Annotated in this window: 23 protein-coding genes, 1 tRNA gene and 1 pseudogene; 15 read left to right on the top strand and 10 right to left on the bottom strand. The window is 69.1% G+C overall.

Going from position 1 to position 26,231, the window contains the following annotated elements:
* Positions 1-132 precede the first annotated feature (132 nt).
* Positions 133-1,230, bottom strand: a complete 1,098-nt coding sequence (gene dinB, locus MFF30_RS23185) for a DNA polymerase IV (RefSeq protein ID WP_238282447.1) — start codon at positions 1,228-1,230, stop codon at positions 133-135.
* Positions 1,231-1,429: 199 nt separating this feature from the next.
* Here dinB and MFF30_RS23180 point away from each other — a divergent pair, with 199 nt between their 5' ends.
* The 4 genes from MFF30_RS23180 to MFF30_RS23165 all read left to right on the top strand — a co-directional run bounded on the left by MFF30_RS23180 (position 1,430) and on the right by MFF30_RS23165 (position 6,535).
* The gene (locus tag MFF30_RS23180) at positions 1,430-2,599 is read left to right on the top strand and encodes a dimethylmenaquinone methyltransferase (protein ID WP_238282445.1); all 1,170 of its coding nucleotides are present in this window, start codon (positions 1,430-1,432) and stop codon (positions 2,597-2,599) included.
* Positions 2,600-2,623: 24 nt separating this feature from the next.
* A complete protein-coding gene (locus MFF30_RS23175) occupies positions 2,624-3,553 on the top strand; it encodes an alpha/beta fold hydrolase (protein ID WP_238282444.1) in 930 nt (309 codons plus the stop codon).
* Between the two features lie 72 nt (positions 3,554-3,625).
* Positions 3,626-5,902: a xanthine dehydrogenase family protein molybdopterin-binding subunit gene (locus tag MFF30_RS23170; protein ID WP_238282443.1), complete on the top strand. Its 2,277-nt coding sequence runs from the start codon at positions 3,626-3,628 to the stop codon at positions 5,900-5,902.
* Positions 5,903-6,004: 102 nt separating this feature from the next.
* Complete coding sequence (locus MFF30_RS23165) at positions 6,005-6,535, top strand: phosphate-starvation-inducible PsiE family protein (protein ID WP_238282442.1); 531 nt, start codon at positions 6,005-6,007, stop codon at positions 6,533-6,535.
* An 89-nt stretch (positions 6,536-6,624) separates the two neighbouring features.
* Here the strand turns inward: MFF30_RS23165 and ldtR are convergent, their stop codons facing one another.
* The 3 genes from ldtR to MFF30_RS23150 form a co-directional block, all read right to left on the bottom strand.
* Positions 6,625-7,137, bottom strand: coding sequence for a transcriptional regulator LdtR (ldtR, locus tag MFF30_RS23160; protein ID WP_238282451.1), 513 nt, complete (start codon positions 7,135-7,137; stop codon positions 6,625-6,627).
* A gap of 165 nt (positions 7,138-7,302) precedes the next feature.
* Complete coding sequence (locus tag MFF30_RS23155; RefSeq protein ID WP_238282441.1) at positions 7,303-7,761, bottom strand: DUF6163 family protein; 459 nt, start codon at positions 7,759-7,761, stop codon at positions 7,303-7,305.
* Positions 7,762-7,774: 13 nt separating this feature from the next.
* Positions 7,775-8,830 carry an enoyl-CoA hydratase/isomerase family protein gene (locus MFF30_RS23150; protein WP_238282440.1) on the bottom strand — a complete coding sequence of 352 codons (1,056 nt, stop codon included), beginning with the start codon at positions 8,828-8,830 and terminating at the stop codon, positions 7,775-7,777.
* 228 nt (positions 8,831-9,058) lie between these two features.
* Between MFF30_RS23150 and hemB the strand changes: the two genes are divergently transcribed.
* From hemB to MFF30_RS23130, 4 genes are all read left to right on the top strand, one after another.
* Positions 9,059-10,117, top strand: a complete 1,059-nt coding sequence (hemB, locus tag MFF30_RS23145) for a porphobilinogen synthase (RefSeq protein ID WP_238282439.1) — start codon at positions 9,059-9,061, stop codon at positions 10,115-10,117.
* Positions 10,114-10,536: a hypothetical protein gene (locus MFF30_RS23140; protein ID WP_238282438.1), complete on the top strand. Its 423-nt coding sequence runs from the start codon at positions 10,114-10,116 to the stop codon at positions 10,534-10,536. The genes hemB and MFF30_RS23140 overlap by 4 nt, the downstream gene beginning before the upstream one ends.
* Positions 10,537-10,636: 100 nt before the next feature.
* On the top strand, positions 10,637-11,125 hold the full coding sequence (locus MFF30_RS23135) for an RDD family protein (RefSeq protein WP_238282437.1): 489 nt from the start codon (positions 10,637-10,639) through the stop codon (positions 11,123-11,125).
* A gap of 185 nt (positions 11,126-11,310) precedes the next feature.
* Positions 11,311-12,057: an arginyltransferase gene (locus MFF30_RS23130; protein WP_238282435.1), complete on the top strand. Its 747-nt coding sequence runs from the start codon at positions 11,311-11,313 to the stop codon at positions 12,055-12,057.
* A gap of 40 nt (positions 12,058-12,097) precedes the next feature.
* On the opposite strand, the gene MFF30_RS23125 is transcribed toward MFF30_RS23130, so the two are convergent.
* Together MFF30_RS23125 and MFF30_RS23120 are read right to left on the bottom strand one after the other, a co-directional pair.
* Positions 12,098-14,239, bottom strand: coding sequence for a TonB-dependent receptor (locus tag MFF30_RS23125; RefSeq protein ID WP_238282433.1), 2,142 nt, complete (start codon positions 14,237-14,239; stop codon positions 12,098-12,100).
* 299 nt (positions 14,240-14,538) lie between these two features.
* Positions 14,539-16,722, bottom strand: coding sequence for a TonB-dependent receptor (locus MFF30_RS23120; protein WP_238282432.1), 2,184 nt, complete (start codon positions 16,720-16,722; stop codon positions 14,539-14,541).
* A 384-nt stretch (positions 16,723-17,106) separates the two neighbouring features.
* Between MFF30_RS23120 and purB the strand changes: the two genes are divergently transcribed.
* The 5 genes from purB to MFF30_RS23095 all read left to right on the top strand — a co-directional run bounded on the left by purB (position 17,107) and on the right by MFF30_RS23095 (position 23,003).
* Positions 17,107-18,414, top strand: a complete 1,308-nt coding sequence (purB, locus tag MFF30_RS23115) for an adenylosuccinate lyase (RefSeq protein WP_238282431.1) — start codon at positions 17,107-17,109, stop codon at positions 18,412-18,414.
* Between the two features lie 62 nt (positions 18,415-18,476).
* Positions 18,477-19,337, top strand: a complete 861-nt coding sequence (locus tag MFF30_RS23110) for a D-amino-acid transaminase (protein ID WP_238282430.1) — start codon at positions 18,477-18,479, stop codon at positions 19,335-19,337.
* A 229-nt stretch (positions 19,338-19,566) separates the two neighbouring features.
* The gene (locus tag MFF30_RS23105; protein ID WP_238282429.1) at positions 19,567-19,917 is read left to right on the top strand and encodes a hypothetical protein; all 351 of its coding nucleotides are present in this window, start codon (positions 19,567-19,569) and stop codon (positions 19,915-19,917) included.
* A gap of 145 nt (positions 19,918-20,062) precedes the next feature.
* On the top strand, positions 20,063-21,355 hold the full coding sequence (locus MFF30_RS23100; protein WP_238282428.1) for an adenylosuccinate synthase: 1,293 nt from the start codon (positions 20,063-20,065) through the stop codon (positions 21,353-21,355).
* A gap of 139 nt (positions 21,356-21,494) precedes the next feature.
* Positions 21,495-23,003, top strand: coding sequence for a histidine kinase (locus tag MFF30_RS23095; RefSeq protein ID WP_238282427.1), 1,509 nt, complete (start codon positions 21,495-21,497; stop codon positions 23,001-23,003).
* Positions 23,004-23,102: 99 nt separating this feature from the next.
* Here MFF30_RS23095 and rpoH read toward each other — a convergent pair whose 3' ends face one another.
* Positions 23,103-23,993: an RNA polymerase sigma factor RpoH gene (gene rpoH / locus MFF30_RS23090; RefSeq protein WP_238282426.1), complete on the bottom strand. Its 891-nt coding sequence runs from the start codon at positions 23,991-23,993 to the stop codon at positions 23,103-23,105.
* A gap of 231 nt (positions 23,994-24,224) precedes the next feature.
* Positions 24,225-25,229 (bottom strand): RluA family pseudouridine synthase, encoded by a 1,005-nt coding sequence (locus MFF30_RS23085; protein ID WP_373320991.1) that lies wholly within the window; start codon positions 25,227-25,229, stop codon positions 24,225-24,227.
* Between the two features lie 170 nt (positions 25,230-25,399).
* Between MFF30_RS23085 and MFF30_RS23080 the strand changes: the two genes are divergently transcribed.
* Positions 25,400-25,474 (top strand) — tRNA-Glu (locus tag MFF30_RS23080).
* On the opposite strand, the gene MFF30_RS23075 is transcribed toward MFF30_RS23080, so the two are convergent.
* Entirely contained in the window at positions 25,441-25,764 is a 324-nt protein-coding gene (locus MFF30_RS23075) for a hypothetical protein (RefSeq protein WP_238282425.1), read from the bottom strand. The two genes, MFF30_RS23080 and MFF30_RS23075, sit on opposite strands and share 34 nt — an antisense overlap.
* 86 nt (positions 25,765-25,850) lie before the next feature.
* Here MFF30_RS23075 and MFF30_RS23070 point away from each other — a divergent pair, with 86 nt between their 5' ends.
* The gene (locus MFF30_RS23070; RefSeq protein ID WP_238282424.1) at positions 25,851-26,003 is read left to right on the top strand and encodes a hypothetical protein; all 153 of its coding nucleotides are present in this window, start codon (positions 25,851-25,853) and stop codon (positions 26,001-26,003) included.
* 26 nt (positions 26,004-26,029) lie between these two features.
* Here the strand turns inward: MFF30_RS23070 and MFF30_RS23065 are convergent.
* A pseudogene (locus MFF30_RS23065) lies at positions 26,030-26,231 on the bottom strand (metallophosphoesterase); the annotation flags it as partial.

Raw genomic sequence — 26,231 nt, 5'->3', positions numbered from 1 at the left:
AAGTCACCAGCTACGAGTCCGCCGAGATCGATACCTTCAACTGAGGGTTGATCGCGGGCTCCGCAAGCGGGGCCTGCTGATCCAGGAGGGGCGTCATCCGAAAGGGTGGCGCCCCTTTTGTTCGTCGGGTCCTCAAAGGGCTAGTCCGAGCTGGCGCGGTTCGGAGGCTGGCCCGTGCTCCAGGCCCGAGAGGGAGACGCCGAGAAGGCGCACGCTGCGCCGAAGCGGGAAGGCCTCCCGCAGCAGCGCCAGCACGATTCGCTCCAGATCGTCCCGACCCGAGACGAAGCCCGGCAGGGAGCGTGCGCGGGTGATCTGCTCGAAATCCGCGAACTTCACCTTCAGGGTCACGGTCCGGGCCCGCACCTCCTTGGCGCCGGCGGCGCCCCAGACCTTGTCGAGGATCGGCGCGAGGCGGTCGGCGAGCACGGTGTAGTCGGCCGAATCTTCCGAGAAGGTGTTCTCCGCGCCGATGGACTTCCGGATCCGGTTGACCCGCACCGGGCGCTCGTCGATGCCGCGCGCCACCCCGTAATAATAGGTCGCCGAGGCGCCGAACCGTGTGACGAGATCGTCGAGGCTCAAGGCCCGCAGGTCGCGGCCGGTGAGGATGCCGAGCGCCTTCATGCGTGCCTCCGTCACCGGCCCGACCCCGTGGAAGCGCCCGATCGGCAGATCCTCCACGAAGGCCGGCCCCATGGCGGGCGTGATCACGAAGAGCGCATCCGGCTTTCGGAAGTCCGAGGCGACCTTGGCCAGGAACTTGTTGTAGGAGACGCCGGCCGAGGCCACGAGCCCGGTCCGCTCGCGGATCGCGGCCCGGATCGCGCGGGCCACCTCCGTGGCGGTGGGCAGTCCCTGCCGGTTCCGCGTCACGTCGAGATAGGCCTCGTCGAGGGCGACGGGCTCGATGAGGTCGGTGTGCTCGGCGAAGACCGCCCGGATCTGCTCCGAGATCGCCCGGTAGACGTCGAAGCGCGGCTTCACGAAGACGAGGTCCGGGCACAGCCGTCGCGCCGTGACCGAGGGCATGGCCGAGCGCACCCCGAACACCCGCGCCTCGTAGCTCGCCGCCGCCACCACGCCGCGCTCGCGCGAGCCGCCCACCGCCACGGGGCGCCCGCGCAGCTCCGGAGCGTCGCGCTGCTCCACGGAAGCGTAGAACGCGTCCATGTCGATGTGGATGATCTTGCGGGTGGTTTCCCCACCGTCCGGCTGCATCGCGGACATGCCTCCTCGCCCTGATCCGGCATTCGTTCGTGGTCTGTTCGCACAATCCCGGTTCGCGTCCGGGAATCAAGCCCGCTCCGTGCATGATCCACCGTCGAACCGTCCGTCGGCCAGGGGGCTCGCCGTGGCGCCGCTCCTGCCGCATAAGGCGGCCGAGACATCGCGGCACAGACTCCGCGAATCGCCCGAGGACTGCGCCGTGAACGTCACCCAGATCACCCATCACGACCTCGACGGCTACGGCGCCTCCACGGTGGTCGGCCAGTTCGTCGACGTGTCGCGGATCGTGCACGTGCCGCGCTACTCGGATGTCGGCCCCGTGGTCGAGGCCGAGCTGAAGCGTCTCGGCAAGGCCCGCGAGCCGGAGATGATCGTGATGACCGATCTCGGCCTGGAGGCCGTGGCGGTGACGTTCATCAAGAGCTTCGCCGCCCTGAACCGCCGCCGCGATGCGACCGCCCGCCACCGCCTGATCGTGCTCGACCACCACGCCTCGTCCCTGGACCAGCTCCGTGACGGCAAGCTCGAAGCCCGCGTCGACCCCGAGGCGCCGAATGTGAAGCGCTTCGACCTCGAGGACCCCGACATCGTCGTGCTCATCGACGAGACCCGCTGCGCCACACGGCTGGCCTACGAGCACCGGGCGCTCTACGCCACCGGCGAAGCCGGCACCCGCGAAGCCGGCGAGGACCCGATCCTGGCGGCGCTGGTGACGGCGGTGGACGCCGTCGACCTCTGGCGCAAGGACCGCGCGGAATTCCGGGCGGGCCTGAGCCTCGACGAGATGTTCTGGGACAACGTCTCAAACCTCGTGCCCATCGGCCATCCCTGGCACGACCGCTTCGTGAGCGACCTCCTCCTCGGCGTGGCGCGGCTCCTCGGCGACGGGGCCACGCCGGCGGGCATCGAGGGGCAGGTCGGCGCCCTGCGCACCGCCATCCTCGACCGCTACCTCGCGGACGATGCCGGCGACGACCGCACGCTCACCACTCGGATGCGGATCGCCCGCGTGCTCGCCCGCTCGGATCTGTTCCATCCCCTCTCCGACGGCACGCTGATGTCCTTCGGCCTCGATTCGGGCACCTTCCAGCGGGTCTCGGACCTCATCATGGAGAGCGGCCGGGCCAGCCGCGTGCTCAACGTTCAGCGGGCCGGCACCATGTCGTTCCGCTCCAACAACGAGACGGCCCTGGAGGGCGCCCGGCGCTTCCGGGGCGGCGGCCACAAGGATGCGGCCGGCGGCAAGCTGACCAGCGGCACCGCCTTCTCGCTGGCCGACGCCATCGCGCAGGTGGAGCCGGTCCTGAACCCGCCCGCCCCCGACCCCTCGGCGAGCCCGTTCGGGGCCCTGAAGAACTGGAAGGGCTGAGATCCCTCACGGAGGCATGTCCCGATGACGATCACCGAGCGCGGGCCGAGCCCGTTCCTGGACGGCTTCACCCTGGCCGATATCGGCCTCGGCGACGTGACCCTGCGGGTGGCGCGCTCGCCCGGCGGTTCGGGCCTGCCGGTGCTTCTCCTGCACGGGCATCCGCAGACGCACGCCACCTGGCACGCGGTGGCGCCCGCTCTTGCGGCGGCCGGGCATCCGGTGTTCGCGCCGGACCTGCGCGGCTACGGCGATTCGGACCGGCCGGTCTCGGACGACGACCACGCCCCCTATTCCAAGCGCGCCATGGCGGCCGACGTGGTGGCGCTGATGCGGGCCTGCGGTCACTCGCGCTTCGCCGTGGTCGGGCATGATCGCGGCGGGCGCGTCGCCCACCGCATGGCCCTCGACCACCCGGAGGCGGTCGACCGGCTCGCCGTCCTCGACATCGCCCCGACCCTGACGATGTACGAGACCACGGACCGCGCCTTCGCCACCCGGTACTTCTGGTGGTTCTTCCTGATCCAGCCCGCACCCCTGCCCGAGCGCATGATCGGCGCCGACCCGGAGGCCTACCTGCGGCACCACCTCGCCGGGCAGAGCCGGACGCGCGGCGTGCCGAGCGAGGCGATGGTGCAGGAATACCTGCGCTGCTACCGGGCCCCTGGCGGCATCCACGCGATCTGCGAGGATTACCGGGCGGCGGCCGGGATCGACCTCGACCACGACCGGGCCGACGCTGCGGCCGGCCGCCGGGTCACGGCCCCGCTCCTCGCGCTCTGGGGCGGCCTCGGCACCGTCGGCGCCCTCTACGACGTCACCGCCACCTGGCGCGCCAAGGCCGACGCGGTCACGGGGCAGGCCCTGCCCTGCGGGCACCTCCTGCAGGAAGAGGCCCCGGGCGCCGTGCTGGAGCACCTGTTGCCGTTCCTGGCGGGAGCGCCGCGAGACTGAGCGACCCTGCGTCGCGCCCGGATCAGGCGTGTCCGATCGCCGGTTGTCCCCACGAGGAACGAGGGACACCCCATGGCGATACCGGCTGACGCGCTCGCGCACCCGATCCGGCTCGGGCAGCCGCATCCGCGCGTGGAGGGGCCCGCGAAGGTGACGGGCACGATCCGATACGCTTCGGACGTCCCCCTGCCCGGTCTCGCGCATGCGGCCCTCGTCACCAGCACGATCCCGCGCGGGCGCATCGCGGGGTTCAGTCTGGAGGCCGCGCGGGCGGTACCGGGCGTGCTCGGCATCTTCACCCACCGGGAGTTCGCCGGTGCGATCCGCCCGGTGAAGCATCTCATGGCGGGGGGCTACGCCAATAGCGGGCACCTGCCCCTCGGATCGGACGCGGTGGACTATGCGGGCCAGATCGTCGCCCTGGTGGTGGCCGAGAGTCGGGAGGCGGCTCAGGCGGGGGCGGCCCGCGTCGGCGTGCGCTACGCCCCCACCCCCTTCGCGGACGGGTTCGACGCGCCCGGCGCCGAGACGGTGCTGCTGGCCGACCTCAAGCCGAAGCATCACGACCCCGTCCGGGGCGACGCCGACGCGGCCCTGGTGCGGGCGGAGGTGACGGTCTCAGGCCGCTACCGCACGCCGATCCAGCACCATAACCCCATCGAGCTCTACACCACCACCTGCGCGTGGGAGGGCCCCCGGCTCACGGTCCACGAGCCTTCGCGCTACATCGGCGCCGTGCGGCACGGGCTTGCGGCTCAGCTCGGCCTCGACCCCGCCGACATCCGCGTGGTGTCCGGGCCGATCGGCGGCCATTTCGGTGCCAAGCTGGCGCTGGCGCAGTACACCGCGCCGGTGGCGCTGGCGGCCCGCATCCTCGGCCGCCCCGTCTCCCTTGTGGCGAGCCGGCGCGACGGCTTCACCATCGCGAACTACCGGCCCGAGAGCCGGCACGACATCCGCCTCGGCGCGACCCGCGACGGGCGCTTCACCGCCCTGGTGCACGAAGCAGAGGTGATCGCCTCGCGCTTCGACCCCTTCGCCATGGAGGGCACCGATGTCACCGCGAGCCTCTACGCCTGCCCGGCCGTGCGCACCGACGAGCGCGCCGTGCGGGTCGACCGCAATACCCCGGGGCCGATGCGGGCGCCCCCGGAGGTGCCCTACCTCTTCGCCCTCGAGAGCGCGGTGGACGAGATGGCGAACGCGCTGCGCCTCGACCCCATCGAACTGCGCCGCCGCAACGACACCGCCACCGACCCGATCTCGGGCCGGCCGTTCTCCTCGCGTCCGCTGATGGCCTGCTTCGAGGCGGGTGCCGAGGCCTTCGGCTGGGCGGAGCGCGACCCTGTGCCGGGGCGGATGCAGGACGGCCCCTGGCGGATCGGCCTCGGCTGCGCCGCCTCGGCCCGGCCCGTGAAGATCTCGCCGGCCACCATGCGGGTCGCGCTCGCGGCCGGGGGCCGCGCCACCGTGGAGACCGCCCACCACGAGATCGGCAACGGCATTACGACGCTGCTCGCCCTCGGCGCCGCCGAGTGGCTCGGGATCGCCCCCGAATCGGTGACGGTCCGGCTCGGCGACACCGACCTCCCCGCCGCCGGCCTTTCGGGGGGCTCCGCCACTACCACGAGCCTGATCCACACCCTGGCGCAGGCCTGCGAGACCCTGCGGAGCCGTGTCGCCGCAGCCTCCGTCGCCGAGGGCGGCCCGCTTTCGGGGGCCGACCCGGCGACCTGCCGTCTCGCGGACGGGTTCCTCGTCGCGGCGGATGGGCGCCGCGCGCCCCTCGACCGCTGCCTCGCGCGGCTCGGTACACGGGAAGTCGAGACGACGACCGCCTTCACCCCTGATGGCGCGGAGCCGGACGCCCTGGCGGCCATCGAATCGGGCCGGATGGCCCTGGCCACCGGCGGCGAGTCCGTGTCCTGGGCCTTCGGGGCCCAGTTCGCCCGGGTGATGGTTCATGCGGAGACGGGCGAGATCCGGGTGCCGCGCCTCCTGGGCGCCTTCGCGGCCGGGCGGGTGCTCAATCCGCTGACGGCCCGGAGCCAACTCACCGGAGGGATGGTCTGGGGTCTCGGCTCGGCGCTCCTGGAGGAGACGATTCTCGACAGGGGGCATTACCGCAACGCGGATCTGGCCGAGTACCTTGTCGCCACCGCCGCCGACGTGCCTGACATCGAAGCCCTGTTCGTTCCCGATCCGGACGCGGCCGTGAACCCCCTCGGACTCAAGGGCCTGGGCGAGCTCGGCATCATCGGCGTCAACGCGGCCATCGCCAACGCGGTCTTCCACGCCACCGGCCGGCGCATCCGCGCGCTGCCGATCCGGGTGGAGGACTTGCTCTGACGCAGCCGTGATCGCGCCGCCGGGTCCGGTCCGGACAGGCCGCCCTGGACGACCGCCCCGCGATCCTGTCTGATCGGGTCAATCAGAGGGGGGCAGCGCGTCATGTCCGACGACCGCGACGATCAGGGCCGGCTCACGCGCGCGGCGAGCTTCGTTTTCCTCCACACCGAACACGCGATCTACGCCGCGCTCGGCCTCCTCCTCGCTCTGACCGCCCTCGTCGCGCTGATCGACGCCTCTGCGCTGACCTGGGAAGCCTTGCGCCACCTCGGCGGTGCGGACCAGATCCTGGAGGTGGTTGACCGGCTGCTGTTCCTGCTGATGCTCATCGAGATCCTGCACACGGTGCGGGTCTCGATGCGGTCGGGCAAACTGACCTGCGAGCCCTTCCTCATCGTCGGGCTCATCGCCTCGATCCGGCGCGTCCTGGTGATCACCCTGCAATCGTCGGAGATTACCCACGCCAAGGACTGGTCGCCGGAGAAGCAGGCGCTGTTCCAGGCCTCGATGATCGAGCTCGGCGTCCTCGCCGGCCTGATCCTCACGATGGTGTTCGCGATCTTCATGCTCCACCGCGCCCGCGACGACGGCAAGCCGGCCGGCGAGGAATCCGCCGAGCACGCCGGTTCCTGACCGGCACCGTGCATTGCGGGGCCCCGAACGCGAACAAGCCCGGCGAACCGGGCTTGCGCTTCTCAGGCAGGATTCGAGCGCTGCGCCGCTTACAGACGGTAGCGGATCTGGTCGGTCCAGAAGCGCTCCAGCCGGCTCAGGGCCACGTTGAGGCGTCCGAAATCGTCGTCCGAGATGCCGCCGATCGGCTGGATGGTGCGGGCGTGCTTGTCGTAGAGGCTCTGGATGATGTCGTGGACCTGGCGGCCCTTGTCGGTGAGGCTGATGCGCACCGAGCGGCGATCCGTCTTCGAGCGGGCATGGTGTAGGTAGCCGGCCTCGACGAGCTTCTTCACGTTGTAGGAGACGTTCGAGCCCAAGTAGTAGCCCTTGGTGCGCAGCTCGCTCGCGGTCAGCTCTTTGTCGCCGATGTTGTAGAGCAGCAGGGCCTGGACGCTGTTGACGTCCTCGCGCTCGCGGCGCTCGAACTCGTCCTTGATCACGTCGAGCAGGCGGCGGTGCAGGCGCTCGACGAGGTGCAGGGCCTCGAGATACGAGCCGTGCGCCGAAGCGGTCTCGGGAGCGTTGTCGGTCTTGCTAACCTTGGCAGCCTGGGACTTCATCATGGGCCTCGTCAGGTCTCTGTGCTTTGCGGGCCGGTGTTCTTCGCCACCGCTCATGAAGCCAACCTAGGAGTCGCAGATGAAAGACGGTTTAAGCGATAGGATGAATTTGCGATTTACCTCTCTCGGTAAATGCAAGATGAAGCGATCGACGTAACGCCGCGTTTACCGGCTTTCCCGGGCGGCGAGGAAAGACAAGATAAAATACAACGCAATAATTCCCGCTTGTACGGCCAGGTAAGGTGTCGGCATCGGCAGAAGTTGGGGGGTCAATACCGCGAGGGTGAGCGCGCTGGTGGCGGCGAGCAGCCAGACCACGCCGCCCCAGGCGCTGGTGAGCCACAGCCCCACCGCCGCCATCGCGTCGATCACCGCGAAGTAGACGATGACGCTCTGGCGCCCGATCGGCTCCGATTCGAAGGGCCGCGCACCGGGCAGGACGTCGAGGATGCTGGCCCAGCTGGCCACGGCCTTCGCCAGCCAGAACAGGGCGGTGAGGCGCATGAACCAGATCAGCACCACGTCCCAGCCGGTCTGCGGGGCCTGCGGGCTCCGCTCGATCCGGTCGCTTCCGCCCGGGCCCCGCGCCTCGCGGGGGCCGCCCAGCTTGGTCAATCCACGCACCTTGAGGCTCCCATTATGGATCGAATCGCGGTTCCGGCGCCGGACCCGGCGCGAAGGCGGCCGCGATGGTACCGGGCTCGACGCCGTCCAGGGTGGCGGGGTTCCAGGCCGGCGCGCCATCCTTGTCGATGACGGCGGCGCGCACGCCCTCGAAGAAGTCGGGCCCGCGCATCAGGGCGCTGACCATTCGGTATTCCGTGAGCATCGCTTGTGGGAAGCTCAGGGTCGCGCCCCGGCGCATCTGCTCGCGCACCAAGGTCAGGCTGGTGGGCGAGCGCGTACGCATCAGCGCGGCGGTCTCGGCCGCGAAGGCGGATCCGTCCGCGTCGAGGCGCGCCAGGATCTGCCCGACGGTGTCGGCGGCAAAGCAGGCATCGATGCGGGCGCGCTCGGCCACCAGAACGCCCGGCTCCGGCACCGGCCGGGCATGGTCCGCCAGCACCGCGTCGACGGCCGCCCCCTCCGCGAGGGCCTCGACGAGGGCGTCGAAATCGCCCGCCGGGGCATGGTGCGTGGCCAGACCTACCGCGTGGGCGTCGCCCGGCCCGATCCGGGCGCCGGTCAGCGCCAGGTAGGTCCCCGTCAGACCGGGCAGGCGCGGCAGCACGTAGGTCATGCCGACATCGGGAAACAGGCCGATCCCGACCTCCGGCATCGCGAAGCTGTAGGTCTCCGACGAGACCCGGTGGCTGCCATGGACCGAGATGCCGTTGCCGCCACCCATGACCAGGCCCTCGATCAGGCTGATGACGGGCTTCGCGAACCGCTTCACGCTGGCGTCGAGGCCGTACTCGGCCCGCCAGAACGCATCGACGCCCGCGTGATCGCCGGCCGTCGCGAGGGCGTGGATCTGCCGGATGTCGCCCCCGGCGCAAAAGGCGCGACCGCCCCGCCCGCGCAGCACCACCCGCGTCACCGCGGCGTCGCCGGCCCAGGCATCGAGCTGCGCCTGCATCGCCGTGAGCATCGCGAGCGTCAGGGCGTTGAGGGCGCGCGGCCGGTTCAGCGTCACGAGGCCCAAAGCCCCGCGCCGCTCGAACAGGATCTCCGCTTCGCCCGAATCCGCCATCGTCGTCCCCGCTAGGATCGCCCGCTTAGACGAGGTTTTGGCGCGCGGCGTCAATCGCCGGCGTCCCGCGCGCATGCCGGCTCCACCGTGACGGGGTTAGCGGCCGTCCCTGCGTCGGCATCACGGGTTTCGAAGGCTTTTGCCGATGTGTTAGGCCCATGCTCGCCCGCCCTGACCCAGGCCCATATCTCTCATGGCCCGGGCCGAAAACCATCGAGTTCGAGCACGATGACCCACGAACCCGCCACCCCGCGTCCCCTGGCGGTCGAGACGGCCCAGGAGGCCGCCCGCCCGGTGGCCTTGGGGCTCACCCAGCGCCCCCGCCGCAACCGCAAGGCCGAGTGGTCCCGCCGTCTCGTACGCGAGCATACCCTGACGGTGGACGACCTGATCTGGCCCCTCTTCGTCATCGAAGGCTCGGGCCGGCGCGAGCCCATCGCGTCGATGCCAGGGGTCGAGCGCCTGAGCGTCGACGAGATCGTGCGCGACGCCGAGAAGGCCGCCCGCGCGGGCATCCCGGCGATCTCGTTCTTTCCCTACACCGAGCCCGGCTTGCGCGATCCCACCGGTTCAGAGTCGCTCAATCGCGAAAACCTCGTCTGCCGGGCGGTGCGCGCCGTGAAGAAGGCGGTGCCGGAACTCGGGATCATGACGGACGTCGCCCTCGACCCCTATACCAGCCACGGTCACGACGGCCTCCTGGAGGACGGGGCGATCCTCAACGACGAGACCGTGGCGCTCCTCGTGGAGCAGAGCCTGATCCAGGCCGAGGCCGGCACCGACATCATCGCGCCGTCCGACATGATGGACGGGCGCGTCGGCGCCATCCGGGTCGGGCTCGACCGGGCGGGGTTCCGCGACGTGCAGATCATGGCCTACGCGGCCAAGTACGCGAGCGCCTTCTACGGCCCGTTCCGGGACGCCATCGGCACCCAGGCGGCGCTGGTCGGCGACAAGCGCACCTACCAGATGGACCCGGGCAATTCCGACGAGGCCATCCGCGAGGTCGCCCTCGACATCGCCGAGGGCGCCGACTCCGTCATGGTGAAGCCCGGCCTGCCCTATCTCGACATCATCCGCCGGGTGAAGGACGAATTCGCGGTGCCGACCTTCGCCTACCAAGTGTCGGGCGAGTACGCGATGATCGAGGCCGCCGCCCGCAACGGCTGGCTCGACGGCGAGCGGGCCATGGTCGAGAGCCTGCTGGCCTTCAAGCGCGCCGGTGCCGACGGCGTGCTCACCTACTACGCGCTCCGGGTCGCCGAGCGGCTGCGCGCCGGCGCGTGAGCCCGGAGCACGTCGCGCGCAGTCTCATCGTCACCCTCGCGCTCGCCCCGGCCCTCCTCGGCCTCGGCGCCTGCGAGAGTTCGGTCGACCGCCAGCGCGCCATGATCTGCCGGCGGGCCGTCCCGGCCCTGGCGCCCCCCGACACCGAGGTCAGGCTTCTGCGCATCGGCGCGGGCGCGACACCCGACGAGATCCGGGTCGATTACGCGGTGGCGGGCCGGCCCGGCCAGGCCGCGCGCCAGCGCTGGGTCAGCTGCCGCTTCGGTCCCGGGGCCGAACTGCTCGGCCTCGCCACGGAGGGCGGTCCGGTCAACGGAGCCCGCCTGTTCCTGCTGCGGCAGTACTATCTCGACACCCCGGAGGCTGCGGCCGAAGATCCGGGGAGCCGGGCGGCGCCGGCCGACCGCACGGCACGGTGAGGCGCCGGCGCAGCGATCTTGAGAGTCGCCCGGGCCGCGCCCATCTCTCGCGGGAGACGCCGGCCGCTTCCGTCCGCCGGCGTCATTCGAGGAGCGCCCCATGCGCGAGACGCAAAGCCCCTACGCCGATCGCTTCCAGACCGGCTACGCCCCCCAGTTCCCCGTGCCCTACGTCCGGGGCAGCCTTGGCGCGCGCTTCGTCGCCTACCTTCTCGACATCCTGTTCATCTTCGGTTTCACGGCTTTCCTCACGCTGGCGATCACGGTGATCGGCGTCCTGACCTTTGGGCTCGGCTGGACCCTGTTCGCGATCCTGCCGGCGAGCGGCATCCTCTACAGCGCCATCACGGTGGGCGGGTCCAGACAGAGCACCTGGGGCATGCGGATGATGGGCCTGCGCGTCGTCACGCCCGAGACCGGCGCCCGCGTCGACTACCTCACCGCCGCGATTCACGCGCTGCTGTTCTACGTGGCGGTCGCCTCGGCCTTCCTGCTCTGGATGCTCGATGTCGGCATCGGCCTCGTGCGCGCCGACCGCCGCCTCGGCCACGACCTGCTCCTCGGCCTCGCGGTGGTCCGCGTCGCCTGAAGCATCCGTGCCGAGATAAGACCGCTCCGGGTCTGGCCGGCGCGGCGCGGGGATGCGGCGGAGGACGGTCTCAGACGAAATCGTCGCGGAACCCTCACAGGGTGTTGAGCCGGCGCGCGTTGCGGATACACTCAAGTCTTGGGGCGCGCGGAGCGCGCGCTCCGCGCGGCGGGCGACAGACGAGCGTGACGAGCCATTCCCGGGATACCCCGCAATTCTACCTGACGGCGCCCTCCCCGTGCCCCTACCTGCCGGGCCAGGAGGAGCGGAAGGTCTTCACCCACCTCGTCGGCCGCCGGGCGAGGGACCTCAACGAGATCCTGACGCAGGGAGGCTTCCGCCGCTCGCAGACCATCGCCTACCGGCCGGCCTGCGAATCCTGCCGCGCCTGCATCTCGGTGCGGGTGGTGGTGGCCGATTTCCTGCCCTCCGGCAGCCAGCGCCGCATCCTCCAGCGCAACGCCGACCTCGTCGGCAACCCGGAGCCCAACCGCCCGGCATCCGAGCAATACGCCCTGTTCCGGCGCTACCTCGATGCCCGCCACGGCGACGGCGGCATGGTCGACATGACGGTGCTCGACTACGCCATGATGATCGAGGACAGCCATGTGGACACCCACCTGGTGACCTATCGCCGGCGCGGCCCCGATACCGCGATCAACGGGCGCGGCACCGGGCCGATCGTCGCCCTGTGCCTGACCGACGTCCTCGCCGACGGCCTGTCGATGGTCTACTCGTTCTACGATCCGGCCGAGGCGCATCGCTCGCTCGGCACCTACATGATCCTCGACCATATCCGCCGCGCCGCCGATCTCGGCCTGCCCTACCTCTACCTCGGCTATTGGGTCGAGGGCTCGCGCAAGATGGATTACAAGGCCCGCTTCACCCCCCAGGAACGCCTGATGGGGCCGGGCTGGCAGCGGGTGGAATAGCGCCACCCGCCCGGTGGAATAGCGCCACCCGCCCCCGCCGTCAGAACTTCGCGATGATCTGCGCCCGGATCGTGCGCGGCGCGCCCGGCGTGATGTTCTGGTTGTTGTCGGCCGTGTAGATGTAGCGCCGGTCGAACAGGTTCTCGATGTTGACCTGCGCCCGAACCGACTCGCTGACCTGATAGAAAAGTCCCAGGTCGAAGCGGGTGTAGCCCGGCAGCCGCACGGTGTCGTCGGAGGTGGCGAAGGTGTGGGTCTGGTGGATCACCCCGATGCCGATGCCGAGTTCCGGCGTGATGTCGAACTTGTTCCAGAGCGAGACGCTGTTGAACGGCACCAGCCCGACGGTGTTGCCCTTCACGATGGTGGCCGACACCGCGCTGTCGATCCGCGCATCGGTGAAGGCGTAGCCGCCCGCGATCTGCCACCAGTCGGTGAGGTAGCCGTTGGCGCCGATCTCGGCGCCCTGCGTGTTGGTCCGCCCCGACAGGAGGAAGAAGCCCGCCCGGTTGGGATCGGGGAGGCGCTGGTTGGTGCGGTCGAGGTTGTACAGGGCGCCGGTGACCTGGAAGGTCGGGGTGACGTCGTACTTCACGCCCACTTCGAGGTTCTGGAAACCCTCGGGCTTGGCGATGGCGAGGCCCGGCGAGAAGCTGCCGATCTGGTCGCCCGAGGAGGGCAGGTAGGACACGCTGTAGCTGCCGTAGAAGGCGAGGTTGGCCAGTGGCTTGATCACCAGGCCGGCGCGCGGCGAGACGAGATTGTCGACGCGCTCGTTGGTCAGGCCCGTGACCCGGCCCCGCGACGAGAAATCGAAGTAGTCGTAGCGCAGGCCGCCGACGATCTGGACGTACTCGTTCAGGTCGATCTGGTCCTGCGCATAGGCCGCCGCGAGACCGAGATCGTAGCGGAAGTTGGCGTCCGTGGTGCCGTTGTTGCGGAAGGTGACCGGGGCCCGGGTGATCGGCGACATCGGGTTCACCACCACACTGGTGACGAGGCTGTTGCCGGTGTTGAAGAACGCCGTCTGCCGGAAGGCCAGACCCTCCTGGTAGCCGAGCTCGAACCCGGCGAGCAGGGTGTGCTTCACGTCGCCGGTGAGGAACTTGTAGGTGAAGTCGTTCTGGCTGAAGTAATTGGTCCGGTCGGTATCGCTGCGATAACCGGTGATCGGCACCTGCGTGCCGGCGGCGTTGACCGGCGCGCCCGGGAGGGTGTTGGCGTAGAAGCGATTGTAATCGGCAAAGCGCAGCTGGTTGCGCATCTGCACGCCGGACTCGAAGACGTGGTCGAGGGTCGCCGTGGCGATGTTGGCGTCGACCCGGGTGGTGTTCACGTCCGGATTGCCGAAGAAGGTGCGGATGTTGTTGCGGTAGTTGTAGGGCCGGCCGTTCTGCGAGGGGATGCCGCGATCGGGGAAACGGTCGTCGTGGAAGAACTCGTAGGAGAGCTTGAGGGTCGTCGCCGGTCCGAGCAGGAACGTCATCGTCGGGTTGATGCCGTAGCGCTGCAGCTCCCCGAACTGGCGGTAGGTCTGGCTGTCCTCGAACATGCCGTTGAGGCGGAAGAACACGCTGTCGCTGATCCGGTCGCCGACATCGACCGCCACGCGTTTCTGGTTGAACTGGCCCACACCGGCCACGATCTGGCGCACGCGCAGGCCGTCCGCCTCCTTGAGGACGCGGTTGATGACACCGCCGCCGCCGCCGCGCCCGAAGACCAGGGAATCGGGACCCTTCAGCACCTCGATCCGCTCGATGTTGTAGAGATCGCGAAAATACTGGACGTCGTCGCGCACGCCGTTGACGAAGAAGTCCGCATTGGTCTTCTGCCCCCGGATGACGACCTCGTCGCGGTTGCTCTCGCCCTGGGCCGGGATCACGCCCGGCACGTAGCGCAGCTGGTCGGTGAGGTTCTGGAAGTTCTGGTCCCGGATCTGCTCCTGGCTGACGACGGTGACCGATTGCGGCGTGTCGAGGAGCGGGGTGTCGGTCTTCGTCGCGCTGCGGGTGGCGCGGGTCAGGTAACCCACCGTGTTGCCCCGTGCGCCCTCGACGCTGAGCTGGTCCAGCGTGACGGCCGTACCGTCGGGCAGCAGCGCCGGCTGTGCCCGGGCGGAGGTCGCCAGGGCCGTTCCGCACAGGAGGGTTGCGAGGAGTCGCGAAGCTGCTCCAATGTCCATGATCGTACCGCCTACTCGAGAGACCGTGTCTTGTTGATCTTGCGCCCCAAATTCAGATCAGGGGCGTGGCGGATCACTTGAAGTGGGTCTATGAAACGAGCAAGCGATCGGGGCAGGCTTTCCTGATCTTTGTTTTACAGGACTTCTAAGAAGCGCTCGAAACATTGCGCCAACGCCTTCGGAACGTTCGGCAAACATGTTTCGGATTTTAATCCTGGAAGTATTCCAGGGTGAGACGATCTCGCGGAGCTTGTTGCGGAAAGATCACGGCCCGCCGGCCGCTCCGGAGGCGTGATCACCTAGAAGCGGGCGACGATCTGCGCACGGATCAGCCGCGGGGCACCGGGGCTGATGTTGTTGTTGCCGTCGGCGGTGGCGATGTAACCGCGGTCGAACAGGTTCTCGACGTTGAGCTGGGCCCGCACGCCGTCGGCGACCTGATAGAACAGTCCGAGGTCGAAGCGCGTGTAGCCCGGCAGCCGCACGGTGTTGTCGGAGGCGGCGAAGCTGTGCGTCTGGTGGACAAAGCCGATGCCGAACGAGAAAGCCTCGGTGACGTCGAACTTGTTCCACAGGGTGACGGCGTTGAAGGGAACGAGGCCGACCTGGTTGCCGGGTCGGACGGAGGTCCCGCCGATGTTGAAACCCTTGACGATCCGCGCATCGGTGAAGGCGTAGCCGCCGGCGATCTGCCACCAGTCGGTGAGGTAGCCGTTGGCGCCGATCTCGGCTCCCTGCGTATTGGTCTGACCGCTGGTGATGAAGAAGCCGGCATTGTTCGGGTCGGCCAGGCGCTGGTTGGTCCGGTCGAGGTCGTACAGGGCGCCGGTGAGCTGGAGCGTCGGCGCGACGTCGATCTTCACGCCGATCTCGGTGTTCTCGAAACGCTCCGGCTTGGCGATGGCAAGGCCTGGGGTGAGGGCGTTGAACTGGTCGCCCGAGGACGGCAGGTAGGACACGCTGTAGGAGGCGTAGAAGGCCAGCGTCTCGACCGGCTTCAGCACCAGGCCGAGACGGGGCGAGAGCAGGTCGTCGACGCGGGCATTGGTGACGGTGCTGCGCCGGTCCGTGGCGGCGAAATCGAAGTGGTCGTAGCGCAGGCCGCCGATGAGCTGCAGATGCGGCCCGATCTCGATCTGGTCCTGGGCGTAGACGGCCGCGAGGCCGAGGTCGTAGCGGGTATTGGCGCCGCTCGCGATGTTGCGGAAGGTGACGGGGACGCGGCTCACCGGTGAGAGCGGATTGACCACCAGGGCCTGGGTGCCGGTGCTGGCGAAGAAGCCGTCCTGCCGGAAGGTCAGGCCTTCCTGGTAGCCGAGCTCGAATCCGCCGAGAAGCGTGTGCTTCAGGAAGCCCGTCTCGAACCGGTAGGTGACATCGTTCTGGCTGAAGTAGTTCGTCCGCGGTGACGCGGTGTTGTAGGCCGCCAGGGACAGGGCGGTGCCGGCGGCGTTCACCGAGCCGGCCTGGCCGATGTTCGGATAGACGTTCTGATAGAATTTTGCGTAATCGGCGAAGCGCAGCTGGCTGTGCAGCGCGATGCCGGATTCGAAGGCGTGGTCCAGGGTCGCCGTGGCGATGTGGGCATCGACCCGGGCGTAGCTGAGGTCGGGATTGCCGAAGAAGGTCGCGATGTTCTGGCGGTAGCGATAGGGGCGGCCGAACTGCGAGGGGATGCCCCGGTCCGCCGTGCGGTCGTCGTGGAAATATTCGTAGGACAGCTTGAGTGTCGTCGCCGGGCCGATCAGGAAAGTCATCGTCGGATTCACGCCGTAGCGGCGCAGGTCGACGAAGTTCCGGAAGGTGCCGCTGTCCTCGAACATCCCGTTGAGACGGAAGAACGCACTGTCGCTGATGCGGTCGCCGACATCGACGCCGACGCGCTTGACCCCGTAGGCGCCGCCGAGCCCCACCACCTCGCGGACCGGCACGCCGTCCGCCTCCTTCAGCACCCGGTTGATCACGCCGCCGCCGCCGCCGCGCCCGAAGATCATCGCGTTGGGACCCTTCAGCACCTCGATGCGCTGAACGTTGTAGAGATCGCGGAAATACTGGGCGTCGTCGCGGATGCCGTTGACGAAGAAGTCGGCGTTCGAGCGCTGGCCCCGGATCACCACGTCGTCCCGGTTGCCCTCGCCCTGATGGGCTACCACGCCCGGCACGTAGCGGATCGCGTCCGCGATGCTCTGGACGCCCTGGTCGCGGATCTGCTGCTGGGTCACGATCGTGACCGATTGCGGCGTGTCGATCAGGGGTGTGTCGGTCTTCGTGGCGCTGCGCGTCCGGCTGGTCAGGTAGCCGATGCTCGCGCCCGGGCTCCCGACGACGTGGAGCTGATCGAGTTCGACGGCGGCATCCTGGGCCGAGGCCACCCCCGGCAGGCCGAGGCTGCCCACGCTCAGGACGGTCGTGCTCAGGACGGTTTTGCCCAGGACGGTTTTGCCCAGGAGGGCGCGGAGGAATTCGGTGGGGGCATGTGGCATGGACGGTCTCGTCATTATGAGATTACGAGGTCCAGACACAGCACATCCCCGCCGGGGATCCGGATTGTGCTGGACCTGTTCGGGTCGTAATTGGAGGAGATCCGTGCCGACCAGCGGGTATAGGCTGTTTTATTCTGGAGCTGTTCCAGCCTGACCCATCGGGGTTTCGCCAAGGCCATCTGTCGAAAGCGAAAAATCTCTAGGAACAGCTTCCTGGAATGTTTCCAGATGTTGCTCAATTCCAGGCGCTGATGCGAAAATGCCGCGCTGCAGCGTTGCGGTGCGCGGCCACATGGCCCTGCCCGCGTTGAGCGCCATCGCCGCGCATGCTAGGCGCGCCTGATCCCGCTGCCCCTTTTCCGACGCGTTGACCGAGGCGCCCGCATGATCCCCCGCTACAGCCGCCCCGAGATGACCGCGATCTGGTCCCCCGAATCACGCTTCCGGATCTGGTTCGAGATCGAGGCCCACGCCACGACGGCGCTCTCCGAACTCGGCGTCGTTCCGAAGGAGGCCGCCGACACGATCTGGGAGAAGGGCCGCGACGCGGTCTTCGACGTGGCGCGCATCGACGCCATCGAGGCGGTGACCAAGCACGACGTCATCGCGTTCCTGACGCATCTGGCCGAGATCGTCGGCCCCGAGGCCCGCTTCGTCCACCAGGGCATGACCTCGTCGGACGTGCTCGACACCTGCCTCAACGTGCAGCTCGTCCGCGCCGCCGACCTCCTGATCAAGGACGTCGACGCCCTGCTCGCCGCCCTCAAGCGCCGGGCCTTCGAGTACAGGATGACCCCGACCATCGGCCGCTCGCACGGCATCCATGCCGAGCCGGTGACCTTCGGCCTCAAGCTCGCCGGGGCCTACGCGGAGTTCGAGCGCGCCCGCGCCCGCCTCGTGGCGGCGCGGGAGGAGATCGCCACCTGCGCCATCTCGGGCGCCGTCGGCACCTTCGCCAACATCGACCCCCGGGTGGAGGAATACGTCGCCAAGGCCATGGGCCTGACCCCCGAGCCGGTCTCGACCCAGGTCATCCCGCGCGACCGCCACGCGATGTTCTTCGCCATCCTGGGCGTGGTCGCCTCATCCGTTGAGCGGCTCTCCATCGAGGTCCGCCACCTCCAGCGCACGGAAGTTCTGGAGGCGGAAGAATTCTTCTCGGAGGGCCAGAAAGGCTCCTCGGCGATGCCGCACAAGCGCAACCCCGTGCTCACCGAGAACCTGACGGGCCTCGCCCGCATGGTGCGCAGCTACGCCCTGCCCGCCATGGAGAACGTGGCCCTCTGGCACGAGCGCGACATCTCGCACTCCTCGGTAGAGCGCATGATCGGGCCAGACGCCACCGTGACCCTCGACTTCGCCCTCGCCCGCCTCACCGGCGTCATCGACAAGCTGCTGATCTATCCGGACAACATGCAGCGCAACCTCGACAAGCTCGGCGGCCTCGTCCACTCGCAGCGGGTGCTGCTGGCCCTGACCCAGGCCGGCGTCTCGCGCGAGGATTCCTACCGTCTCGTCCAGCGCAACGCGATGCCGGTCTGGCGTGGCGAAGGCGACTTCCTGAGCCTCCTCAAGGCCGATGCCGACGTGGCCGCCGCGCTCACTCCGGAGCAGATCGAGGCCTGCTTCGATCTCGGCTACCACTTCAAGCACGTGGACACGATCTTTTCGCGGGTCTTCGGAGCCGCCTGATCCGAAAATCGCGCACAGATCCTGCGTCCGTCCCCAACCTTCGGCCAGATGAGGTCAGCCCCGTGTCCCAAGCCCGCATCGTCTACCTGAACGGCGACTTCCTGCCCTTCGCCGAGGCGCGCGTGCCGATCATGGACCGGGGCTTCCTCTTCGCGGACGGGATCTACGAGGTCTCGGCGGTCCTCGACGGGCGGCTCGTGGACAACGAGGCGCATCTGGCCCGCCTCGACCGGTCGCTGGGCGAGATCGACATCGCCAACCCGCACACGATACCGGAGTGGATCGGCCTGCAGACCGAACTCGTCGCCCGCAACGGGCTGACCGAGGGGCTGGTCTACATGCAGGTGACGCGCGGCGTGTACGAGCGCGATTTCGCCTATCCGCCGGCCGGCACCGCCCCCACCGTGATGATGTTCACGCAGGCCAAGACGGTCGCGGCCAACCCGCTCGCCGAGACCGGCGCCCGGATCATCACGGTGCCGGATCTTCGCTGGAAGCGCCGGGACATCAAGTCGGTGGCCCTGCTGGCCCAGGTGCTCGCCAAGCAGCAGGCCGCCGCGGCGGGCGTCGCCGAGGCCTGGATGGTGGAAGACGACGCGGTCACCGAGGGTTCCTCCTCGACGGCCTTCATTGTGACAAAGGGCGGCGCCCTCGTCACGCGTCCCCTGTCCACGGCGCTCCTGCCGGGCATCACCCGCAAGGCGGTCCTGCGCCTTGCCGAGGAGGCCGGCCTCGCCCTGGAGGAGCGGCTGTTCAGCGTCTCCGAGGCCCTTGAGGCGGCCGAGGCCTTCTACACCAGCGCCTCGGCCTTCGTGATGCCGGTGGTCGCGATCGACGGCCACGTCATCGGCGAGGGGCACCCCGGAGCGCATACCCGGCGCCTGCGGGAACTCTATCTCGACATGGCGCGCGCCGGCGTCTGAAGCGGACGGACCGGACGAAACGAAGCCCTTCCGAGGCTTTCCTTCTCCCCTCTCCCGGTCACTGCGCGACCACCCTCCCCCGCAATCGGGGGATGGAAAAACCCGTGGCACCAGCGCCTTCCCGGTTCTCTCCCAGGACCATCGTCCCATCACAGGACCGATGGAACAGGAACGCTTCGGCCCCGGGGCTGTTCTCCCCCAAACCTCGCATCCGAGACAGGGAGACCCCATGCGCTCGATCCTCACTCTCGCGGCCGGCTTGTGCCTGTTCGCCGGCACCGCCCTCGCGCAGTCCCCCGACGCGCCCCTGAAGGGCCGGGACACCGACCCGGCCCTGCCGCCGCCGAACCAGACGATTCCCGACAAGATCCGCCCCTCCGACGGATCCGCCGACCCGGGCACATCCTCGGACAAGGGCACCTTGAGCGACCGCCTCGAGAAGAGCGACGGCGTGATCAAGCCGCCGGGCAACACCGCGCCCGGCATGGTGGTGACGCCGCCCGACCCGAACCCGGGCGGCATGCCGGTGATCAAGCCCGGCGATCTTCCCGGCCGCCAGCCCGGCACGGAGGCCCGCTGAGGAGGCATACCCGCCCATCCGGGTCCGGATCGGTGCCTTGCTTGATTTCCGCGCACGGATCGCGGAAAGACCCGAAGACAGCGAGAGCGGTCCGCCCGACAGGTCGGGCCGTTTTCGCGCGGGTTACGGCACAGGTTTTCAGTGAATGGCAAACGTCGTCGTCGTAGGCGCCCAGTGGGGTGACGAAGGCAAGGGCAAGATCGTCGACTGGCTCTCCGAGCAGGCCGACGTGGTTGTCCGCTTCCAGGGCGGGCACAATGCCGGCCACACGCTGGTGATCGATGGCGTCACCTACAAGCTGGCGCTGCTGCCCTCCGGCGTGGTGCGCGGTGGCAAGCTCTCGGTGATCGGCAACGGCGTCGTCGTCGATCCCTGGCACCTCGTCGACGAGATCGCCCGGCTCCAGGCGCAGGGCGTCGAGATCTCGCCCCGCACCCTGCGCATCGCCGACAACGCCACCCTGATCCTGCCGCTTCACCGCGAACTCGACCATTTCCGCGAGACCTCGAATGCCGGCCTGAAGATCGGCACGACGAAGCGCGGCATCGGCCCGGCCTACGAGGACAAGGTCGGCCGCCGCGCCATCCGGGTCGTGGATCTGGCCGACGAATCGACCCTCGAGGCCAAGATCGAGCGGGTGCTGACCCACCACAACGCGCTCCGCCGGGGCCTCGGCATCGCCGAAGTCGATGCCGGCGCGCTCCTCGCCGAACTGAAGGCGATCGCGCCCACGATCCTGCCCTACGCCGACACGGTCTGGAAGCTCCTCGACGACGAGCGTCGCGCCGGCAAGCGCATCCTGTTCGAGGGCGCGCAGGGCGCGCTCCTCGACGTCGACCACGGCACCTACCCGTTCGTGACCTCCTCCAACATCGTGGCCGCGCAGGCGGCGACGGGCTCGGGCATGGGCCCCTCGGCCATCGGCTACGTGCTCGGCATCGCCAAGGCCTACACCACCCGCGTGGGCGAGGGTCCTTTCCCAACCGAACTCTTCGACGAGATCGGCGAGACCATCGGCGCCAAGGGGCGCGAGTTCGGCGTGAACACCGGGCGCAAGCGCCGCTGCGGCTGGTTCGACGCGGTTCTGGTGCGCCAGACCGTGCGGACCTCGGGCATCGACGGCATCGCGCTCACCAAGCTCGACATCCTCGACGGCTTCGAGACCATCAAGGTCTGCACGGGCTATCGCCTGGACGGGCAGGTGGTGGACCACCTGCCGGCCAACCAGGCGGCGCAGGCCAAGGTCGAGCCGATCTACGAGACCATCGAGGGCTGGCCCGGCACCACGGCGGGCGCCCGCTCGTGGGCGGATCTGCCGGCCCAGGCGATCAAGTACGTGCGCCGGATCGAGGAGCTGATCGGTGCACCCGTGGCGCTGCTCTCGACCTCGCCGGAGCGCAACGACACCATCCTCATGCACAACCCCTTTGAGGACTGACGCGATTTCTCCTTGATGGCGGCGCGGCCGCGCGCGGACAATGCGGCCGCGTTCACGATGGCCGCGCGGCTTCCCGTCCCGTGGATGGGCGGGACGGGGCGGCCGACCGGCTGCCGGGACAAGGCGGACCTGAGGCACGATGGCCGACTATTACCCACTGCTGGCACGGGCACTCGACGCGATGCCGGACCGCTCGCCGGCCCTGCGCCAGGCGGTCTACGAACGCGCGCGCGGCGCGCTCCTCGGGCAATTGCGCTCCCTCGACCCGCCCCTGTCGGAAGACGACATCGACCTGGAGCGCAACGCCCTCGAGGCGGCCATCCTGCGCCTCGAGCAGGATCACGCCGCGCCGCCGCCGGCGCCTGAGCCTTCGCCTTTCGTCCCGAGCCCGGCCAACGACGTCGCCGACCGCCCCGCGCCGCCGCCCGACATTCCCGAGGCGGCACCCGAGCCGTCGCCGCCCGAGCCGAGATCCTCGACGGCCGACCTGCCGGAGCCGTCGCCGCCCGAGCCGAGCGCGGAGCCGGCGAATCTGCCGAAGGCGGATTTTTCCAAGGCAGAATTTTCCAAGGCGGATTTGCCCGGTGAGCCGCTGCCGCCGGTCGCACCCGTCCCTCCCGTCGTCCCGGAGCCCTCCTCCGATCTCGCGGCGGAGCCAGCCGTGCGGATCCAGCCGCGCAAGGGCAAGGCGCCCCCCTTCGTGGCGGTGAGCGCGGAAGAGGCCGGCACCCCACCGGCCGAGCCGGTGGCGGAGAGCGCCGAGCCGTCGGTGCAGGACGGGAACGGCCAGCGCCAGCGCCCGCGCATCGACGTGGTGGCGCCCCGCGAGGGGCGCACCCGGCTGCTGCGCAACCTCTTCGTCGGCAGCATCCTCGTCGTGGTCATCGGGCTGATCGCCGTCGCGGCCTTCCTGCTCCGTGACAAGCCGGCCGACCTTCAGCCCGTCGCGACCGAGATGCAGGATGGCGGTCAGGACGGGACGGATTCGAAGTTCGCCGACCGGGTCGGCGGCGACGCGGCGCCGGCCGAGCGCTCGGCTCAGACACGGCGTTCGGTGCCCATTCCGGCGGCTCCCACCGCGAGCGAACCGGACCTGACCGTCGCGCAGCGTGGCGTCCTCTACGAGGAGAACACCGCCGCCGGCGCCAACGCGGCACCGAATGCCACGCAGGGTCGGGTGCTGTGGCGCCTCGACACGGTGCCGGGCGAGCAGGGTCAGCCGCTCGAGACGGTGGTGCGCGCCACCGCCGATTTCCCCGATGCCGGGCTGACGCTCGCCATGACTCTGCGCCGCAACCTCGACGCCACCCTGCCGGCCTCGCACACCATCGAGCTCGTCTTCACGCCGAGCGGACCGAACGCCGCCCGGCACGGCGTCCAGGACATCGGGCTGCTTCAGGGCAAGGACGAGGAGGGTGCGCGCGGCTCGCCGGTCTCCGGCCTGCCGGTGCGGGTCCGCGAGAACCTGTTCCTTATCGGGCTCTCCTCCCTACCGAGCGACGTCGAGCGCAATACCGATATCCTGCTGCGCAAGAACTGGTTCGACGTGACGCTGAAGTTCAGCGCCGGCCAGCGCGGAATCGTCGCCTTCGAGAAGGGCAGTGCCGGGACACAGGTTCTGCAGAAGGCCTTCGACCAGTGGCGCTGAGGGCCTGAACCCGCGTCCCGCTATCCCCGAACGAGAACGGCCCCCAGGATTTCTCCCGGGGGCCGTTCTCGTTTCAGGTCGCGTGTGTTTTCTGGCGCCTCAGGCGTGCGCCTCGGCGCGCGGGGCCTCGCGGGTGGCGAGGTTCCGCTTGACCGCCTCCTGGATCTTCTCGAAGGCGCGGACCTCGATCTGGCGGACGCGCTCGCGCGAGACGCCGAACTCGCCGGAGAGGTCCTCCAGTGTGATCGGGTCGTCGGCGAGACGCCGCGCCTCGAAGATCCGCCGCTCGCGCGGGTTGAGCACCGAGAGGGCGTCCCGGAGGGCGGAGAGGCGATTCTGCCCCTCCTCCTCGCGGGCGAGCACGGTCTCCTGGCTCGGACTGTTGTCCACCAGCCAGTCCTGCCACTCGCCCTCGCCCTCCTCGCGCAGGGGCGCATTGAGGGAGGTGTCGCCCGAGAGGCGACGGTTCATGTCGATCACCTCCTGCTCGGGGACGCCGAGCTTGACGGCGATCTGCGCCACCTGATCCGGCTTGAGGTCGCCCTCGTCCAGGGCCGAGATCCGACCCTTGGCCTTGCGCAGATTGAAGAACAGCTTCTTCTGGTTGGCGGTGGTGCCCATCTTCACGAGGGACCACGAACGCAGGATATATTCCTGGATCGCGGCCTTGATCCACCACATGGCGTAAGTGGCCAACCGGAAGCCCTTGTCCGGCTCGAAGCGCTTGACCGCCTGCATCAGGCCGACATTGCCCTCCGACACGACTTCGCCGATCGGCAGACCGTAGCCGCGGTAGCCCATGGCGATCTTGGCCACGAGGCGCAGGTGGGACGTGACGAGGCGGTGGGCGGCGTTGCGGTCACCCTTCTCGCGCCAGTCCTTCGCGAGCGTGAACTCCTCGTTCGGCTCCAGCATCGGAAACTTGCGGATCTCGTCGAGGTAGCGGGAGAGGCCACCTTCGGTGGCGAGCACTGGCAATGCGCCGGCCATGATCTTACCTCCTTGTAAGGACCCCCGAATGGGCGGTCACAAGCGGACCGCCGCTCCCTTGAGCCGGCCGCCCGATTCCCCATCTTAGCGGGAAAGCGGTGGTCTCGGAAAGGCGACGCGCAGCACGAAGTCAGCGTCAACGCGCGGGATCTCGCTTGGCTCACTGATGACACGAAAAGCCGCATCCCGGCGTGTCCTGGCGCACGCACGGGCTTGACAGTGGCGGCCCTGCTACGGGCCGGCCCTCAGCTTCGCGATCAGGTCGCGCATGTCCGGCGGCAACGGACTCTCGAAATGCAGCGTCTCCCCGGTGCGCGGATGCGCGAAGCCGAGCACGCTGGCATGCAGGGCCTGCCGGCCCATGGTGTCGAGGGCACCGCGTGCCGCCTCCGACAGCCGGCTCGCCTTGGTCTTGAAGGCTCCGCCATAGACCGTGTCGCCGAGGAGCGGATGGCCGCGATGGCTCATGTGCACGCGGATCTGGTGCGTGCGACCCGTCTCCAGGATGCAGCGGACCAGCGCGACGGTCCCCTCCTGTCCGAGTGCCGCCTCCGTCCGGTAATGCGTGATCGCGTGCCGGCCGGTCTCACCGCGCACCACGGCGATCTTCTCGCGGTTGCGGACGCTGCGCGCGAGTTTCGCCTCGATCGTGCCGATGCGCGGCTCCGGCACGCCCCAGACGAGGGCCAGATAGGCCCGCTCCAGGGGACCGGTGCGGCCGTGATCGGCGAACTGCGCCGTCAGTCCCGCATGGGCGAGATCGTTCTTGGCCACCACCAGGAGGCCGCTCGTGTCCTTGTCGAGGCGGTGGACGATGCCGGGCCGGCGCACCCCACCGATGCCCGAGAGGCTGGCGCCGCAATGAGCGATCAGCCCGTTCACCAGGGTTCCGGAATCGTGGCCCGGGGCCGGGTGAACCACCAGCCCCGCCGGCTTGTCGATGACGATGAGGTCGTCGTCCTCATGGACGATTACGAGGTCCAGGCGTTCGGCCGCCGGCTCCGGCGCCACCGCCTCCGGCATCGCCACCGCGAGTTCGGCGCCGGGACCCACCTTCACCGAGGGGTCCAGGCTGACGGTGCCGTTCCGGAGCACGTGCCCGGCCCGGATCAGGTCCTGGAGCCGCGAGCGCGAGACCTCCGGGAAGGCCCGGGCCAGGGCCCTGTCCAGGCGCTCCGTAACCGCGTCGTCGTCGAGGATCGCGTGCAGGGCCTGGGGCCCGTCCGCGTCCGTCAGCTTATCGTGCAGTCCCGGCAAGGAAGGGGTCCTTCGATTCAAAAACGTCGGTTGGCCGTCGATCCCGTCATTTCGGGTCTTGTGGCGCCGCGCGACCCTCGCTATACGATCGCCCATCGGCCGGGAAGCAGCGATCGCAGCAGCGATCAGCCAATGCCTCCCTCCGGTCCGCGCCCATCGTCTAGCGGTTAGGACAGGTCCCTCTCACGGATCAGACCGGGGTTCGATTCCCCGTGGGCGCGCCAAGCCTCTTCGTGCAGGCTAACCCCTTCCCCGTCAGTGATTCGGCCATGCGTGAAGCGTTTGCTTCGCGTGCATTCTCCTGTTTCCAATCATCGCGTTCAGCACCGGTGCGAAGGCGCCCCGCCTCGCGCTGGTCCGCTCGCCGGATCAAATCGCCCGGTATCCTCAGAAAATTATATTGCGGTGCAACCGAGTTGATTCGTTGAGCTTTCGGACTATTCCCGTCGAGCACCCTGAAATACTGAATATAGCGCTGCGCTGCGGGATCGATTTGATCTGCGTAGTCGAGCAAGGCACTTGCGTAGTCTGAAGACCACGTTAAGGGTTGGTCTCCGCCGAAAGATTTCGCGTTTTAACCTTCTCGACAAGGTGACAGCCATGTCCAACGTGATTCGCGTGAAGCCGACCCATGACGGCACCTACACGGTCTATCGCGGCGAAGCCGTTCTCGTCAGCGGCCTGACGCGCCTTCAGGCCGAGCGTTACGAGGCGAGCCTCAGCTTGCGCCCCGGCATCCTCGCACACGCCTGACTCCCAACGGGCTCGCCCGTCCTGGCTCAGGACCGAGTGAGCTTGAGCGGACCCAGATCCGCGATGTTACCGGTCTCCGTGAGACCGCGCTCGACACCCGCGACGGCGTATCCCGTCCCGTCGCGGGTGATCGTATAGAGGTGATAGCTCGCGCGGTGGTGCCGCGCGTCTCCCCGCGCCGAGGCGGAGGCGGCGCCGACCACCGGGATCGCCGCCTCCGCCTCGGCG

Origin of the sequence: Methylobacterium goesingense (assembly GCF_022179225.1) — a bacterium.
GTDB lineage: Bacteria > Pseudomonadota > Alphaproteobacteria > Rhizobiales > Beijerinckiaceae > Methylobacterium > Methylobacterium goesingense.
Note: the sequence above shows the minus strand (reverse complement) of the source record. Positions and strands in the feature narration are given on the sequence as shown.

Coding starts and splice junctions, on each gene's coding strand:
- MFF30_RS23100 (WP_238282428.1), top strand. CDS start 20,063: ATGGCAAACGTCGTCGTCGTAGGCGCCCAGTGGGGTGACGAAGGCAAG.
- MFF30_RS23070 (WP_238282424.1), top strand. CDS start 25,851: ATGTCCAACGTGATTCGCGTGAAGCCGACCCATGACGGCACCTACACG.
- rpoH (WP_238282426.1), bottom strand. CDS start 23,993: ATGGCCGGCGCATTGCCAGTGCTCGCCACCGAAGGTGGCCTCTCCCGC.
- MFF30_RS23150 (WP_238282440.1), bottom strand. CDS start 8,830: ATGGCGGATTCGGGCGAAGCGGAGATCCTGTTCGAGCGGCGCGGGGCT.
- MFF30_RS23125 (WP_238282433.1), bottom strand. CDS start 14,239: ATGGACATTGGAGCAGCTTCGCGACTCCTCGCAACCCTCCTGTGCGGA.
- MFF30_RS23105 (WP_238282429.1), top strand. CDS start 19,567: ATGCGCTCGATCCTCACTCTCGCGGCCGGCTTGTGCCTGTTCGCCGGC.
- hemB (WP_238282439.1), top strand. CDS start 9,059: ATGACCCACGAACCCGCCACCCCGCGTCCCCTGGCGGTCGAGACGGCC.
- purB (WP_238282431.1), top strand. CDS start 17,107: ATGATCCCCCGCTACAGCCGCCCCGAGATGACCGCGATCTGGTCCCCC.
- dinB (WP_238282447.1), bottom strand. CDS start 1,230: ATGTCCGCGATGCAGCCGGACGGTGGGGAAACCACCCGCAAGATCATC.
- MFF30_RS23170 (WP_238282443.1), top strand. CDS start 3,626: ATGGCGATACCGGCTGACGCGCTCGCGCACCCGATCCGGCTCGGGCAG.
- MFF30_RS23165 (WP_238282442.1), top strand. CDS start 6,005: ATGTCCGACGACCGCGACGATCAGGGCCGGCTCACGCGCGCGGCGAGC.
- MFF30_RS23175 (WP_238282444.1), top strand. CDS start 2,624: ATGACGATCACCGAGCGCGGGCCGAGCCCGTTCCTGGACGGCTTCACC.
- MFF30_RS23135 (WP_238282437.1), top strand. CDS start 10,637: ATGCGCGAGACGCAAAGCCCCTACGCCGATCGCTTCCAGACCGGCTAC.
- MFF30_RS23095 (WP_238282427.1), top strand. CDS start 21,495: ATGGCCGACTATTACCCACTGCTGGCACGGGCACTCGACGCGATGCCG.
- MFF30_RS23120 (WP_238282432.1), bottom strand. CDS start 16,722: ATGCCACATGCCCCCACCGAATTCCTCCGCGCCCTCCTGGGCAAAACC.
- ldtR (WP_238282451.1), bottom strand. CDS start 7,137: ATGAAGTCCCAGGCTGCCAAGGTTAGCAAGACCGACAACGCTCCCGAG.